Source organism: Vibrio cidicii (genome assembly GCF_009665415.1).
In the GTDB taxonomy this organism is placed as follows: domain Bacteria; phylum Pseudomonadota; class Gammaproteobacteria; order Enterobacterales; family Vibrionaceae; genus Vibrio; species Vibrio cidicii.
Genome location: NZ_CP035921.1, coordinates 67324 through 80983 on the forward strand (window position 1 = coordinate 67324; position 13660 = coordinate 80983).

General features: G+C 45.0%; 17 protein-coding genes. 7 read left to right on the top strand and 10 right to left on the bottom strand.

Translation table 11 applies throughout. The features are described from left to right. Positions 1-8: 8 nt before the first annotated feature. Genes EWA64_RS00950 through EWA64_RS00970 form a run of 5 tightly spaced genes read right to left on the bottom strand, consistent with a single transcriptional unit; the run spans position 9 to position 2327 of the window. Positions 9-779: a hypothetical protein gene (locus EWA64_RS00950; RefSeq protein ID WP_061895361.1), complete on the bottom strand. Its 771-nt coding sequence runs from the start codon at positions 777-779 to the stop codon at positions 9-11. Next, complete coding sequence (locus EWA64_RS00955; RefSeq protein ID WP_061895362.1) at positions 742-1221, bottom strand: hypothetical protein; 480 nt, start codon at positions 1219-1221, stop codon at positions 742-744. The genes EWA64_RS00950 and EWA64_RS00955 overlap by 38 nt, the downstream gene beginning before the upstream one ends. Continuing rightward, positions 1208-1759, bottom strand: a complete 552-nt coding sequence (locus tag EWA64_RS00960; protein WP_061895363.1) for a hypothetical protein — start codon at positions 1757-1759, stop codon at positions 1208-1210. The genes EWA64_RS00955 and EWA64_RS00960 overlap by 14 nt, the downstream gene beginning before the upstream one ends. Further along, complete coding sequence (locus tag EWA64_RS00965) at positions 1752-2072, bottom strand: hypothetical protein (RefSeq protein WP_061895364.1); 321 nt, start codon at positions 2070-2072, stop codon at positions 1752-1754. Before EWA64_RS00965 ends, EWA64_RS00960 begins: the two co-directional genes overlap by 8 nt. Before the next feature lie 24 nt (positions 2073-2096). After that, positions 2097-2327, bottom strand: a complete 231-nt coding sequence (locus EWA64_RS00970; RefSeq protein ID WP_045572261.1) for a hypothetical protein — start codon at positions 2325-2327, stop codon at positions 2097-2099. A gap of 764 nt (positions 2328-3091) precedes the next feature. Between EWA64_RS00970 and EWA64_RS00975 the strand changes: the two genes are divergently transcribed. Next, positions 3092-3787: a hypothetical protein gene (locus EWA64_RS00975; protein WP_061895365.1), complete on the top strand. Its 696-nt coding sequence runs from the start codon at positions 3092-3094 to the stop codon at positions 3785-3787. A gap of 558 nt (positions 3788-4345) precedes the next feature. Here EWA64_RS00975 and EWA64_RS00980 read toward each other — a convergent pair. Next, positions 4346-5158 (bottom strand): hypothetical protein, encoded by an 813-nt coding sequence (locus tag EWA64_RS00980; RefSeq protein ID WP_061895366.1) that lies wholly within the window; start codon positions 5156-5158, stop codon positions 4346-4348. A gap of 6 nt (positions 5159-5164) precedes the next feature. Further along, positions 5165-5479: a hypothetical protein gene (locus tag EWA64_RS00985; protein ID WP_061895367.1), complete on the bottom strand. Its 315-nt coding sequence runs from the start codon at positions 5477-5479 to the stop codon at positions 5165-5167. 240 nt (positions 5480-5719) lie between these two features. On the opposite strand from EWA64_RS00985, the gene EWA64_RS00990 reads away from it, so the two are divergent. Further along, positions 5720-5992, top strand: a complete 273-nt coding sequence (locus EWA64_RS00990; RefSeq protein ID WP_061895368.1) for a hypothetical protein — start codon at positions 5720-5722, stop codon at positions 5990-5992. Between the two features lie 243 nt (positions 5993-6235). Here EWA64_RS00990 and EWA64_RS00995 read toward each other — a convergent pair whose 3' ends face one another. The 3 genes from EWA64_RS00995 to EWA64_RS01005 form a co-directional block, all read right to left on the bottom strand. Beyond that, the gene (locus EWA64_RS00995; RefSeq protein ID WP_061895369.1) at positions 6236-7969 is read right to left on the bottom strand and encodes an ATP-binding protein; all 1734 of its coding nucleotides are present in this window, start codon (positions 7967-7969) and stop codon (positions 6236-6238) included. Beyond that, positions 7959-9158, bottom strand: a complete 1200-nt coding sequence (locus tag EWA64_RS01000; protein WP_061895370.1) for an FIST signal transduction protein — start codon at positions 9156-9158, stop codon at positions 7959-7961. Before EWA64_RS01000 ends, EWA64_RS00995 begins: the two co-directional genes overlap by 11 nt. A 107-nt stretch (positions 9159-9265) precedes the next feature. Further along, positions 9266-9622 (bottom strand): hypothetical protein, encoded by a 357-nt coding sequence (locus tag EWA64_RS01005; RefSeq protein WP_061895371.1) that lies wholly within the window; start codon positions 9620-9622, stop codon positions 9266-9268. A gap of 256 nt (positions 9623-9878) precedes the next feature. Here EWA64_RS01005 and ccoN point away from each other — a divergent pair, with 256 nt between their 5' ends. From ccoN to EWA64_RS01030, 5 genes are all read left to right on the top strand, one after another. Then, entirely contained in the window at positions 9879-11306 is a 1428-nt protein-coding gene (gene ccoN, locus EWA64_RS01010; protein ID WP_039443257.1) for a cytochrome-c oxidase, cbb3-type subunit I, read from the top strand. Positions 11307-11318: 12 nt separating this feature from the next. Further along, complete coding sequence (ccoO, locus tag EWA64_RS01015) at positions 11319-11939, top strand: cytochrome-c oxidase, cbb3-type subunit II (protein WP_039443255.1); 621 nt, start codon at positions 11319-11321, stop codon at positions 11937-11939. 10 nt (positions 11940-11949) lie between these two features. Then, positions 11950-12123 carry a CcoQ/FixQ family Cbb3-type cytochrome c oxidase assembly chaperone gene (locus EWA64_RS01020; protein ID WP_039426412.1) on the top strand — a complete coding sequence of 58 codons (174 nt, stop codon included), beginning with the start codon at positions 11950-11952 and terminating at the stop codon, positions 12121-12123. Further along, a complete protein-coding gene (gene ccoP, locus EWA64_RS01025; RefSeq protein ID WP_061895372.1) occupies positions 12123-13100 on the top strand; it encodes a cytochrome-c oxidase, cbb3-type subunit III in 978 nt (325 codons plus the stop codon). Before EWA64_RS01020 ends, ccoP begins: the two co-directional genes overlap by 1 nt. A gap of 86 nt (positions 13101-13186) precedes the next feature. Next, positions 13187-13657, top strand: a complete 471-nt coding sequence (locus EWA64_RS01030; protein WP_061895373.1) for a FixH family protein — start codon at positions 13187-13189, stop codon at positions 13655-13657. Positions 13658-13660 lie beyond the last annotated feature (3 nt).

Here is a 13660-nt window from a genome sequence, read left to right on the forward strand (position 1 = left end):
ACAGTTAATTAGCGGTAGGAAAGCGCGACTTTCTGGCCGTTCGCACAGTTAAACGCTTGCTTGGAAACATTGCCGATACCATCTTTCACCAGTAGATATTCGGCAATCGGTTTATTGATACGCTCTTTGTTCACTTTGGCCGAAATCAGCGACTCTATCTCTCTGACGTTCAAGCCTTTTTTATCAGCGAGGTATCGAGCATCAGCGACCGAGTTCACCGCGCCAATCCACCATGTAGAAGATTGATCAGTGACGGTTTTCGGCACCTCTTGGCCTTTTTGAAACACGCTATGACAGACAAGCCCAAACTGACGGCCACCGCGCCACAGTTCGCCCGCTTTGCCGAGTAATTTACCGGAGCTTTCGACACAGCTTGCGAGTTCTTCAATGACCACATGCAACTTAGGCGCATGGCCGTTACCCATCGACCAAACGACCGAGGAAAAAAACTCTAACTCATCGGCACACGCACCAAACTCAGGCACATAAGCAAGTTTGAACGATTGGCCGCGCTTACGAGCCATCAAAAGCGACTTGATGAACGCCAGCCGTGAGCTTGTACCGTGGCACTGTTGCCCCTGAAACTTTTGCCCGGCGTAATTACGGTAGGGGTCAAAGAACACCGCTTGCGACGCTTTCGGGACAAAACTCAAATGTTTAACGGCGGAGGTTTTCCCTCCGCCAGTACCCGCCACGTAAATAATATGCTCGGCATCGAGCGACGGATTCGAGTTAACCGGATTAGGCAGCTTTAGCGGCTGCTTGGTCTTTTTCACCATTGACGGCCTCCTGTTGTGCTCTTAACAGTTTCAGTTGTGCCACGTGCCGCTTTGAGGTGTAGATAAGCGCGAGAACGGCAAGGAGTAGCGTTGCTTCCTCGATGTAGTTACCAAACATCCCTAATATTGAGCTACCGTGTTTGTTGATCACCGGAATTGCCGCCTTAATCACTTCCGATTTGCCTTTTTCATCAAAGGCGAAATCAATCCCGGAAATGATCGAGGTTGCTTGTTCGGTAACGGTAAACACCACACTAAGCAGCCCCTCAAACGCTTCCGGGCTCACGCTTTCGGTTGCTTCAACGGTTGCCGAGTCTATCGCATCGGCTTCGCTTTTCTCATGGCTCTCTAACTGAGAAATAACTGTGCTGAAATCGCCCCAATCATCGTTAGCCGCCGCGCCGGGGAAGTTCATCTCTTGTTCGCCTTCAAACATTTGCATTCGGTTGCGCCTCCGGTTGTTTTTTTGGAACGAGTTTCCCGAGCATCCAGACCACGAAAACCAACACACCAAGCACCGTGAGAACACGCTTAACCGTGAACAGTGGCAACGGTTCAACGGGGGCGTTAACCGAGCTTTCAACCGTTGCAATCGCGTTGGAAGCCGCATCATTGCTGCTGTCGTCACCTTCATCAGCTAACAGCAGTTCAACCGAATCAGCGTTGATTGCCTCCGGTTGAGCGTTGTTTTCTAGCGGTGTAAGGGTGTCGGTTACTTCGGTTGAGACAGCGGTTAAAAGGGCGTTAAGCTGACTTTCATCGCTCACCATGTTTGCAACAATGTAGCTATCAATGGTTTTGCTCATGGCGCTATTGCCACAGTTCGGACAACGATAGTAATGCAAGCCGAGGTTGCGCCCGTTTTTGGTCGGTTCACCTTCGGCAATCAGTTTGCCTTCGCCTACACGATGAACGGTTGAAGGGGTAGCGCAAACCGGGCAGCGCACATGGCCTCTGACCGGGTTAGGGTGCTTACTCATGCTCACCCCCGTTGACGTCTTGCACTTGGCTCAATTCTGCAAGGTTTGTTTGGATGTGTTCGCGGTATTTGCTTCGCGCTACGTTGTTGAGTTTGGAGAGTTGTTCCAGTTGAGCGAAGAAATTCGACGGCAAGCCCAACGCCTCGGGGGAAAGGTTGCCACTGAAAAGCGCTTTAGTGGCTTTGGACATCACGTCTTTCATATCCATTGCTTTGAAGCGTTCTATTTCAGCGCTAACGCTGGCTGTGAGTTGATCAGCTGCATCGAGCGCCGCCAATGCGCGCTGACATTCATTGATAGAGAGTTTATTCATATTTCCTGCCTCCCGGCGGTAAGGTTATTGAGTAAGCAGCTCGGTATATACGGCATCGTTTGCCGCTTCGAGTTGGGTTAAATGGGTAAGAATGGAGGTATTCAACGCGGTTTGTTCAGCGCATAGCTGACCGCCAATGCGAACAAAGCTGAATATTTCGCTACAGGGTAACAAATTGAAAGGATGGGGCGGAGGCAAAGCCTGACGGTAGAGCGCCAGCTTTGCCATTTGTTGCGAGTAATTTTGTAAAGCCATGCTTATTTCCCTAACTGACGTTTAAGAAACAAGCCGTGAAGTGGTTACGAATCCATCGATTTCTATGGTAGCGGCAACGCGATATGCTAGCAATAGACAGTTTGCTAGTCCTCACCACTTAGGTTCACAGCAATGCATGATTAACACTCTGTTGTCTTGATGGAGTTGTAATTTTAGATTACACTCACCCCTGTTCCTATATTTACATTTGCCTAGGAACAGAGGTGAACTGTGTTATCAACTTGGCAAGTTTATACTCGCCAGCAGCAGCTCAAGTACTGCTCTACAGAGCTCGATGAGCGCGATTAGAAGTTTGATCATATAGATCTCCTTGGCATATTTATTTGGCTGTTTACCGTGTCGGACGGCAATCTTTGCGGTAAACAACACCCTTTGAAGAAGCTGCGCTTCGTCGTGGCTTTTTCATTTTTCATTTTTCATAATTCCTCCTTTTATCATCTTAACAATTGACGTAAATCGGCTTTAGGGCCAAAGTTCACGGCTCGAATAGATATATCACCACATAAGCCATCTTGATTTAAAATACAAAAAAATATTCTTCGACTCTAGCATACGCAATTGGTTTTCCGAAATGTAATCTCACATTACTTCTGGCCCCCATTTTGTAGATGATTTCTGCCTACAAATAATTCCAAGAATTGAGTCGCAAAGCCAACCACCGACACAAGCCACGCCTTAGCCTTTTCCGCCATAATATGCGCCGTCATTCAGACATTACGTAATGAAAACAAAAGGAATTTCCCATGAAAAAAGCGTTATTGGCGTTGGCAACTTCGGCGGCTCTTGTGGGCTGTGGCGGCGGTGGTAGTGGCTCCGGTGCATCGAGCCAAGACACCACCTACAAAAAAGACGGTATCTACGTTAACAACACGGATTTAGTTGTGATGTTGGTTGATAGCGATTTGCCATTAGGTTCGGTGCTCATCGGTGACTATGTTAACAACGAGTTCTTAGTGAATGACACGCACAGCATCAGCGGCAACACATTGACCACCAAAGGCTTAAGTTTCGTTTCCCCCGCATTAACCACGTATAGCGCAGATGTTGAAGCCAAGATTACATTTAGTGAGCTGGGCGCAACGGCCAATGGTGTACTCAACGGAACAAACCTGATTTACTCATTTGACCGCGCCCCGGATAGCGTTGCGCTGGCCGATATGCTCGGAACGCACACCAACCCGGTTGACGGCTCAACATGGACGATAGAGCAAGACGGAACCTTTACTATCAACGGCATTTGCACCATTAGCGGCAAACTTACCCGTGTGGATAGCTATTACAGCGCTACCAATGTGAGCGCATCAAACTGTACAGATGCAGGCTTTAACGGTAACGGTTATGGTGCAAGGCTTCTGACTGTTACAAAAGGAGGAACGACCTACATTCTCGGGATAATGGCAAACAATGACCACTTTATCTGGGGAAGCGCGCCACTTTAGCCCGTAACAGCCGATTAAGACCACCTGCGGGTGGTCTTTTCATATCTGAAAAAAACGTCATATGACGTATTCAATGACGTTTTCAATGACATTTTTTTCAATACCGCCAACACGCTCAAATTTGCCTCCTTACCTTGCTAGGCCATCGCGAAGCGATATAAACGGCCAATACATCAAAAGCGATCGCTGAAGCCTTTCGACGTCAGTTGCAGTGGTGCAGCCCCCTAAGTGCGCATGTCGCTTGCGACATAGAAGCACGCTTCATTTATCCCTCTTATCGCCGATTTTGAGGTGATAACTTATTATATTTCTACTTACTATTTCTTAATTGATAAGAAAGGTTATGCGCTATTTTTCCCGTGATATGCGCTAAAACCTCAATCCCTGTATGCACTAAAAAACCAAATATTGGCATTGGTTCTGCTGCCTACATGGCGAATTTTGAATAATGGGAATGTATCAGTGAGAAAGTAGGCCTTAAACGGCGTAAATCAGCATCAGAAAGGGCAAGAATTTAGGAAAGGGATCGCATTAAGCTCCGGAATCAACCGGATATCGTTAAGCTGAGAAGCCGCAAGAGCGTAGCCTTGCATTGATTATGCGGTCTAGTTCGAACTCATTGAGTAGAAGATCTTCACCGCGCTTTTTCATGCGCTCGAAAATGATTTGAACGGCTCTTGAACGGTCGGTTATTTTAGCAATCGTACGCTTGAGACAACCCGTTGTAATATTCTTGGTGCGGCGCTCTATTGTCCCTTCCCACAGCGTATTTCTCACCGTGAGCAATCGTTCGTGAAGCTGCCAGCCCGTTTTGATGAATGCCTTTTGATCTGCATTTTTGAAGGCCATTTCAAGCTTTAACCCGGCAACAGAGCCAGCTAGATAGCCGAAATCATCAAGAACAACATAAACGTTATTGAAAGGTATCCCGTTCTTATCAAAAACAGTTCCAGCGCCTTTTGCGGTTTGGTCATGTTTGCCATGAAAAGCTGGCGCAATGACGCGCATTTTGATCATCAGTTCTAGAAGTCGGGAAACGGTCGATTGATCGACCTCGATTGCCTCTGCAATTTGGCCCTGAGTACCATTGCTTGAGAAGGTTCTGGTTTCCAAGCAAACATTTGCAGCAATCCAGAGACATAGCTTAGTAAAATTGTCGCGACGGTTTTGACGCTTAAATGTGTCAATACCATGTTCTTTTGAGACGCGGTTGATAATCGCAGGGTGGGAGAGCGCACCATGTTTCATGAATACGCGGAAAACATCGGACTTACCTTTGTGTAGATAAACTTGTCTACCTTCGGCCACTGCTTTTGCAGCAGCCTTGTTATACTTGGTAACCAGTTCAAGATAAGACGGTTTGGTGAGCATGGTGTATTATGCCGCCTTCAGTTCAACTTCGAGTAAATCAAGGGCGATATTTGCATCAAGAAACCATTTGTTTAGCTGTTCTATAGTCATCCAGCTATGAGCAAACGATAAATCTGAGTTTGGGGTTTGAGGTTCAGCAAAGTAGTCACCATTCACAAACCAACGGATACCTAGTTGAACGTGCTCACGGTGGCCTGTTTCTGATTTTCTAAGATTGAATTCAATTGAATGAGGCGTCTTGATGTTTAGCTCAGTGATTCGCTGAATTAGCCTCGCAGTATGAGCTTGGAAGGTAATCAGTTGTTCGGGTGTGGTATGCATGGTTAATGTCCTTGTTTATCTAATCAAAATCCCCGTCCAAATCTGCCGCATCTATCAAGTGTTGGGGTGCCCTTAGTACCGTCAACGCGTTCGACTCACTCAGATAGCTAAGGGCAATTTTGATAGATGTCGGAACCATCACGGCTTGGACGATCACATTTAAGATCATTTCTAAATGGGTGTCGACTGGTTGCTATACAGTGTACAGGCTGTTCTATACTAGGATTTGGAGGGAAATTTATGATAACAACGCTTGATTTACTCAACCGATTACGCATTGAAAAACAATTACTTAGTGATAGGCACGTTGCCAGATTCCTAGAGATTAACCATTCTACAGTTAACAAATGGAGAAATGGCGGCACAATGAGTGATGAAATGGCTTGCGAAATCGCTGAAATGCTTGATTTAGATGTAGATTTGGTTTTGTTGGCAATCATCGCTGAACGCTCCAAGAATCAGCGTGCAATTGGCGCATTTGAGAGGCTAACAGAGAACCAAAAAATAGCATGAAATGGCAGGCAAAAAGTAAAGGTAACGTATTGATTTAATTGCATTAGTTACCTTTCTTTTTTGTCTATCTTGGTGCGTATTATGTATATTATGTTAAATTAATACACACCCCAATCTTGTGCACCTACACTTTTCTCTTATATCGACGTCGCAATTGAACATAACTGATTTACCATAAAATCCATAATATAGAACAAAACAATCTGCGCTTGTTTTGTTCTATATTAAGTTCAAGCATTGCTGCTAAGGTTCAGTGTTGCGGAGTGTTTGGATGATATTTTCCAATTCATGCATTCTGACTGGCTTTGCAATAAAACTATCCATTCCAGCGCCCAAACAATTTTGACGATCGCTTTCTAGAGCGTGTGCTGTTAGTGCAACAATCGGCACCTGAAAACCGTTGCTTCTCAGAGTGCGCGTGGCTGTTAGTCCATCCATGACTGGCATTGAGACGTCCATGAGCACCATATCTAGTGGAACTTCATTTTTTTCAATAAAATTAATGGCTTCACTGCCATTGTTGGCCATAAATACCTTGTGTCCTAGCTTCGACAGTAGCAGCTTAATGACCATCTGATTAGACTTGGTGTCTTCAACTACGAGTATGTTCAAGCCCTTATTGAATGAATAAGCTCTAGTGGTGTTATCGCCCTTATTTCGTCTTAGCTCTTTGACTGGTAAACATACTAAAAACTCCGAGCCCTTACCAAACTCACTAGAAACCGAAATAGTTCCTGACATTAATTCTACGAGGTGCTTGGTGATCGCGAGCCCTAAGCCTGTACCGCCAAACTTGCGTGTGATTGAGCTATCTGCCTGTTTAAATGCAACAAACAGTGATGAAATCTTGTCCTCTTCTATACCAATGCCGGTGTCTTTGACGACCAATGTCAGCTTATTCTTCTCGATAGATAGACGAATGTGTATTTCACCTGTCTGCGTAAACTTGACCGCGTTGCCGACGAGATTAAATAGAATCTGTGAAATGCGTATTGGGTCAAGCCAATATTCCTTGTGTGGATCAAAGTGTAAATTGAAGTGAAAACTGAGCCCTTTGCTTTCCGCAAGTTGCTGTTGCTGTCTCAATACGGAAGTTGCAGTGTCACTTAAATTAGTCCATTGTTCTAATAAAGAAAAGTTACCTGATTCAATCTTGGATATATCTAGAATATCACTGATGAGTGCTAACAAGAGCTCCGCGGAGCTTTCTATTTGTTGTATAACATCACCTTGGTATCTAGATATGCTGGAATCCTTGAGTAGATCTAGCATGCCCAATACGGAGTTTAGCGGTGTTCGAAGCTCATGGCTCATCATGGCAAGAAACTCAGATTTCGCCTTATTGGCTCGCTCTGATTCTTCTCTCGCCATGGCCAACTCGTGAGTTCGTGCCTCTACGATACGTTGTAACTTTTCTTTGTGCTCAATGTCGATAACAGCGCGTTCAACCAAAGGTAAAAAACGTTTCAATGTCTCCTTTGACTCAATGCTAAATTGCCCTTGCTGATTACCTATTAAAAGAATTACGGATTGGGTGACTTCTGCGTCTATGCCTGTTAACAAGACGGAACCGATGTGAGTTTGAATGAAACTGTTGATGTTTCGGAATTCATCGGATTTGTAGGGCTCGAACAGCAGGATGCAATCACCGCCTAAAGCACGGTTGAATTTGTCGCCTTCAGACCATGCTATATGAGCAAAAACGCGATTGGTGGTCAGTAGTGTAGAGAATGAAGGTTCTTCACAGTGGCGAGAAAGTACAACAAAGTCATCAAAATCTATGTATTTTTTCAATACGCGTTTTAAGCCAGAAAATATTTCATGGCGATTTTTAGCTTCACTCATGGCGGAAATAGCGCTAAGAATGGCTTTGTTCTCTTCTGCCAATCTTTTCTCACGCTCCCTACTCTCTTTTAGCTCAGCCAGCGCTTCTTGCAGCTCTTCTTGAATGAAGGTGTTTTCTATTTTATGCGTCATATGGTGAATGGAAGATGGCTGAAGAGATCATTAAATTGCCATGACCATTTTCCCCGCCTATAAATCTCCCTTGCTCCCCAAAAGTAAAAGGACAAATAAAAGGTTTGCCATTGAGCTCATCGGCTAACTGTGCGAGTACGGCTTCAATGTCTTGGCGTATTTGGATCATTGAACCGGCACAGAAGATATTAATTACGCCAATCTTATTGGAGTCTTCTAGCTTTTGCCAAAATGCTGCATTGACCACTCGCGCAGCTCGGCGTATCAGTTGCTCTTTGCAACCTCGCATCAAATAGAGTCTATCGCCCTCGTCTATCTTTGAAAACAGCTCAATTCCCCCTTGCTCTGTCTCGCGAATGGGATGGGAAAGGATAAAATAAGGATGATCATAAAGATGGCCAGCGACTCGCCCGAGCGGATATGCGGTTGCGACATCGAAGATAATGTTATGCTTTTCATTCTCCTTGAAATGAAGCTCTGCCCAATCTTTATAAACACTAGCCGCAGGGCGATTGTCAATCTCGATCAGTTCTCGCCCTTTCACTTTGGTTGCTTTTCCGGTTGCCTCTGTTGGAATATGACCCGCACTAAATCCGGTGTAGATGGATTGAGATGAAAAGAAAACCGTCAAGCTAATCCCATTTCTGCTCGTGCCCTGAGAGGTAAAAATAGACCAGGCCCCTTTGATTTGATTATCTGCAGCACTACCACCAATAATGGGCACCAAAGTGCCAAAGTACGGATCTAAAGCTTGGATGATTTCTTCTTCATTGCCCGGAGTTGAATGCAAAAGGATAAGGCTAGGCACTTCACTCTGCCGATTGGCATGGCAGAGTGCCATTTCAAGTACATGTTCGACATTGTGGTTAACCGTCTGTAGCTGGTTCTCTGCCACAGAGATTCCTGTGCCATAGGCATTGTTGGCACCACTATCGAATATCGCAAATACACCGACTACTGGGCCGGGATGAAAACCATGTTCTGTCATAATCGCTTGACATGAACTTGATCCATGAAATGGGATGTCTGGAAAGAGAACCTTAAATGCGTGTTGTAACTTGTCACAACAATACTCTTCTGTGTAATAGCAAATGAGCATAGCGAGGTGCTTATTGCTGATTTTTATGCGAAACTCGCTAATCGCTTTGGTTTCATCAAGCTCATGGCTAAATACAGTTTGGCAACGCATTGTCTAATTTATGAATTTGTAAATTGACTTCCTTTATACCACCACTTCCTTGTATTGCTAAGGGTGATGAGTGATTAGGGGGTGAAATTTCGAGTGCTACGTCAGATTTATCTGTATATAACCTTGGCGATAGTGACGTCATTCGCTCGGATGTAAAAAGTGACAGGATAGCTTTGCGTGCTAAGAAGAATACTTTCTTCATCACGAGTTATAGAATACTGTTTTTGATTTAAATCAATTTTAAAAGTGCCATTTTTAGGCAGTTGAATCCGTATGCCATCATTTTCTCGCTTTAATTCTAACTTTTCTTGAGAAATTGTTAATTCACATGGCTGGTTTTGTGAACAATCCAACATTTGTAGTGACTCATATTTCAATGTACGCCAGATAAAGGCGATGACTAATACCGTGAGGATGAGCAATATTTGTGCGAGCCTTGCCATTGTTAACTTTTGCGCTGCCATTTTTCCCAATTTCCTTGTTACAAACTTCAAAGTTTTTAAATAAAAGAGCAATTCCTGAGCGTCAGTAAGGTTACTACTCTGTCATTGATTTGTTAATTCAAGTATAGTTGCAGGCTGAAAATGCCACTTTTCTTTAAAGTCGGCAAGGGAAATAACGTCATGAAATGACTTAGTTTCTTGAGCTGGTTTGGGTGGCATTACGACGCAAGTCGTGTTGGAAGTAAAGTGTAGTTAATTAGAAATTGGAAGCATGCAAATGAGCCAAGAAAAGCAGCTTGAACAAAACTACAACTATACAGTCGTTCGCCAGTTTACCCTAGTGACCATTCTATGGGGTATTGTTGGTATGGCTGTTGGTGTTTTGATTGCCGCTCAGTTAGTATGGCCACAGCTTAACTTTGATACGCCGTGGTTGACGTACAGTCGTTTACGTCCATTGCATACTAACGCGGTAATTTTCGCGTTTGGTACTAGCGCCCTGTTCGCAACATCCTATTATGTTGTACAGCGCACCTGTCAAACTCGTCTCTTCGGTGGACCTTTGGTTGCCTTTACCTTTTGGGGTTGGCAGGCGATCATCCTCTCTGCAGCGATTACTCTACCTCTCGGTCTAACATCGGGAAAAGAGTATGCAGAGTTAGAATGGCCTATCGACATCGCGATCGCGGCGGTATGGGTCTCTTACGCTGTGGTGTTCTTCGGAACATTAATCAAACGTAAGACCTCTCATATTTACGTGGCGAACTGGTTCTTTGGAGCCTTTATTATCACTGTTGCTGTTCTGCACATTGTGAACAGCATGGCAATTCCTGTCTCTTTGACTAAATCATATTCGATTTATTCTGGCGCTGTGGATGCTATGGTGCAGTGGTGGTATGGCCACAACGCGGTAGGTTTCCTACTTACAGCTGGCTTCTTAGGGATGATGTACTACTTCGTTCCTAAGCAAGCTGAACGTCCTGTTTATTCTTACCGTTTGTCAATCGTTCACTTTTGGGCACTCGTTTCTCTTTACATCTGGGCTGGTCCTCACCACTTGCACTACACTGCTCTGCCAGACTGGACTCAGTCTTTAGGCATGGTGATGTCACTTGTGTTATTTGCACCTTCATGGGGTGGTATGATCAACGGTATCATGACACTTTCTGGTGCATGGCATAAGTTGCGCTACGATCCTATCCTGCGTTTCTTGATTGTTTCTCTTTCTTTCTATGGTATGTCCACCTTTGAAGGTCCGATGATGTCGATTAAGACTGTTAACGCGCTATCACACTACACAGACTGGACCATCGGTCACGTTCACTCTGGTGCGTTGGGCTGGGTTGCAATGGTTTCTATCGGTTCTGTTTACCACTTGATCCCACGTCTGTTTGGTCAAGAACGTATGTACTCTGTTGGTCTGATCAACGTTCACTTCTGGTTAGCGACAATTGGTACTGTCCTGTACATCGTAGCGATGTGGATATCTGGCGTAATGCAAGGTCTGATGTGGCGTGCAGTGAACTCTGATGGTACGTTGACTTACAGTTTCGTCGAATCTGTCTCTGCGTCTTACCCATTCTACTTTGTACGTTTCCTAGGTGGTTTTATCTTCCTAACTGGTATGTTCTTGATGGCCTACAATACGTACAAAACTGTCAGCGCACCAAAACATAGCTTGAAAGCTATTCCACAACCGGCATAAGGAGATTGAAGAATGAGTTCAAATTCTAATAATCGCCACGAAATCATTGAACGTAATGTCGGTTTGTTGGCTATTTTTATCGTTTTTGCAATTAGCTGGGGAGCTCTTGTTGAAATTACCCCACTGATTTTCCAAAAACAAACCACAGAGCCTGTAGAAAATCTGCGCGCTTACTCTGCCCTAGAGATGGAAGGCCGTGATATTTACATCCGTGAAGGGTGTAACGTATGTCATAGCCAGATGGTTCGTCCTTTCCGCTCTGAAACAGAACGCTATGGTCACTACTCTGTCGCTGGCGAGAGTGTGTGGGAGCATCCATTCCTGTGGGGCTCTAAACGCACTGGTCCAGATTTGGCTCGCGTAGGTGGTCGTTATTCGGACGAATGGCACCGTGTCCACCTAACTGACCCTCGTGAACTGGTACCTGAATCAAATATGCCGGGTTTCCCTTGGCTAGCTGAGAATGTACTGGATGGCAAATTGACTCAGAAGAAGCTGGAGTTGTTCCGCAATCAGTTCGGTGTGCCATACACCGATGAGCAAATCGCCAACGCTGGCAAAGATGTTGAAGGAAAAACGGAGATGGACGCTGTCATCGCCTACCTTCAGTCTTTGGGTCATGCAATGAAATAAGGGGGTTGTTATGGATTTCGGTACAATACACAGTATTTATACTGTCGTACTTTTTGTCAGTTTTATTGGTATCGTCGTCTGGGCCTACAGCAAAAAACGTAAGGCCAGTTTTGATGAAGCAGCCAATCTAGTGTTTGCTGATGAAGAGAAATCTAGCCCTAATCAACAAGGAGTTACGAAGTAATGACTACATTCTGGAGTCTCTGGATTATCGTGATTACTGTCGGTACGCTTGTGGGCTGTGCTGTACTTCTTTTCTGGTGCGCTAAAGATAAAATGGGCGTCGAAGAAGGTGCAGATATGGGCCACGAGTACGATGGTATTCGCGAGCTGAATAATCCGCTACCAAAGTGGTGGACTTATCTTTTCATCAGTACGTTTGTTTTTGCTGCTGTGTACTTGACGCTCTTCCCTGGGTTGGGAAGCTTCAAAGGGGTACTTGGATGGCAAAGTTCAGATCAAACCGTCCGTACTGTTGCTGAGTACAAAGAAGCCATCGCGTCAGCACAACAAAACAAGCAGCTAAACCAGTATGCAAAAGAGCTTGATGATGCCAACACCTACTTTGGTGAAGCGTTTCGTAGTCTTGCGTACAACGGCAATACTTTGCGTTCTATTCCTGAAATTGCAGCAAATGAAGAAGCAACTAAAGTTGGTCAACGTTTGTTCTTGCAAAACTGTTCGCAGTGCCATGGTTCCGATGCGCGTGGTCAAAAAGGTTTTCCTAACCTAACTGATAACGCGTGGTTGTATGGTGGTGAGCCTCAAGCCATCGTTACAACCATCATGCATGGCCGTGTTGGTCAGATGCCAGGCTGGAAAGACGCGCTGGGTGAACAAGGTGTTCAGGAAGTCGTTAGTTACGTACTGAGCTTGTCGGGTCGCTCGGTAAATGCTCGCGAAGCCGAAGCAGGCAAATCCCGTTTTGTCGTTTGTGCAGCATGTCATGGTACCGATGGAAAAGGTAACCCTGCTGTTGGTGCACCAGATTTGACAGACAAAGACTGGCTATTTGGTGATTCACGCGCAGATGTAACAGAAACCGTAATGAATGGCCGTTCTGGCGTAATGCCAGCCTGGAAAGATATTCTAGGTGAAGACAAAGTTCAACTGGTTGCCGCTTACGTTTGGAGCCTGAGCAACACCGAAAATAATAAGTAACATTTCAATAACAGCCCCTTCTTCAGGGGCTGTCTTTCCTTTAAATTAAAGCCCTTACATTTCATTTTGTTGTTGAGAACTTTTTTATGGTAAAGCCTTGGTATAAACAATTCTGGCCGTGGTTCCTGATCATTTTGCCACTCACGGTAGTGACTTGGACGATAGCGACAGTCATAGTCTTCTCTAAAAACTCGGTTTCGCTCGTTGCGGAGGATTACTATAAAAAAGGTAAAGGGATCAACGTTGATATCAGTAAGATAAAAGTAGCCAAAGAGCTCGGCCTCAACGCAACTATCGCTTCAGATGATACCGCAGTTACTATCGTATTTGATAAAGGAAGCTTGGCTCATTTCCCTGCTCTCACTGCGACCTTCACTCATCGCACTTTACCGGATCGTGATTTCACTAAGCTGTTAACCGCTGATGCGAAAGGTGTCTATCGTTTGGATAACCACATTGAAGGGCCATGGTTCGTTGAGCTTCAGCCTCATGACCAGAAATGGCTGATTCAAGGTCGTGTCACGTTCCCCTCTCCTTCTACGCTTTTAATGAATTAGCAC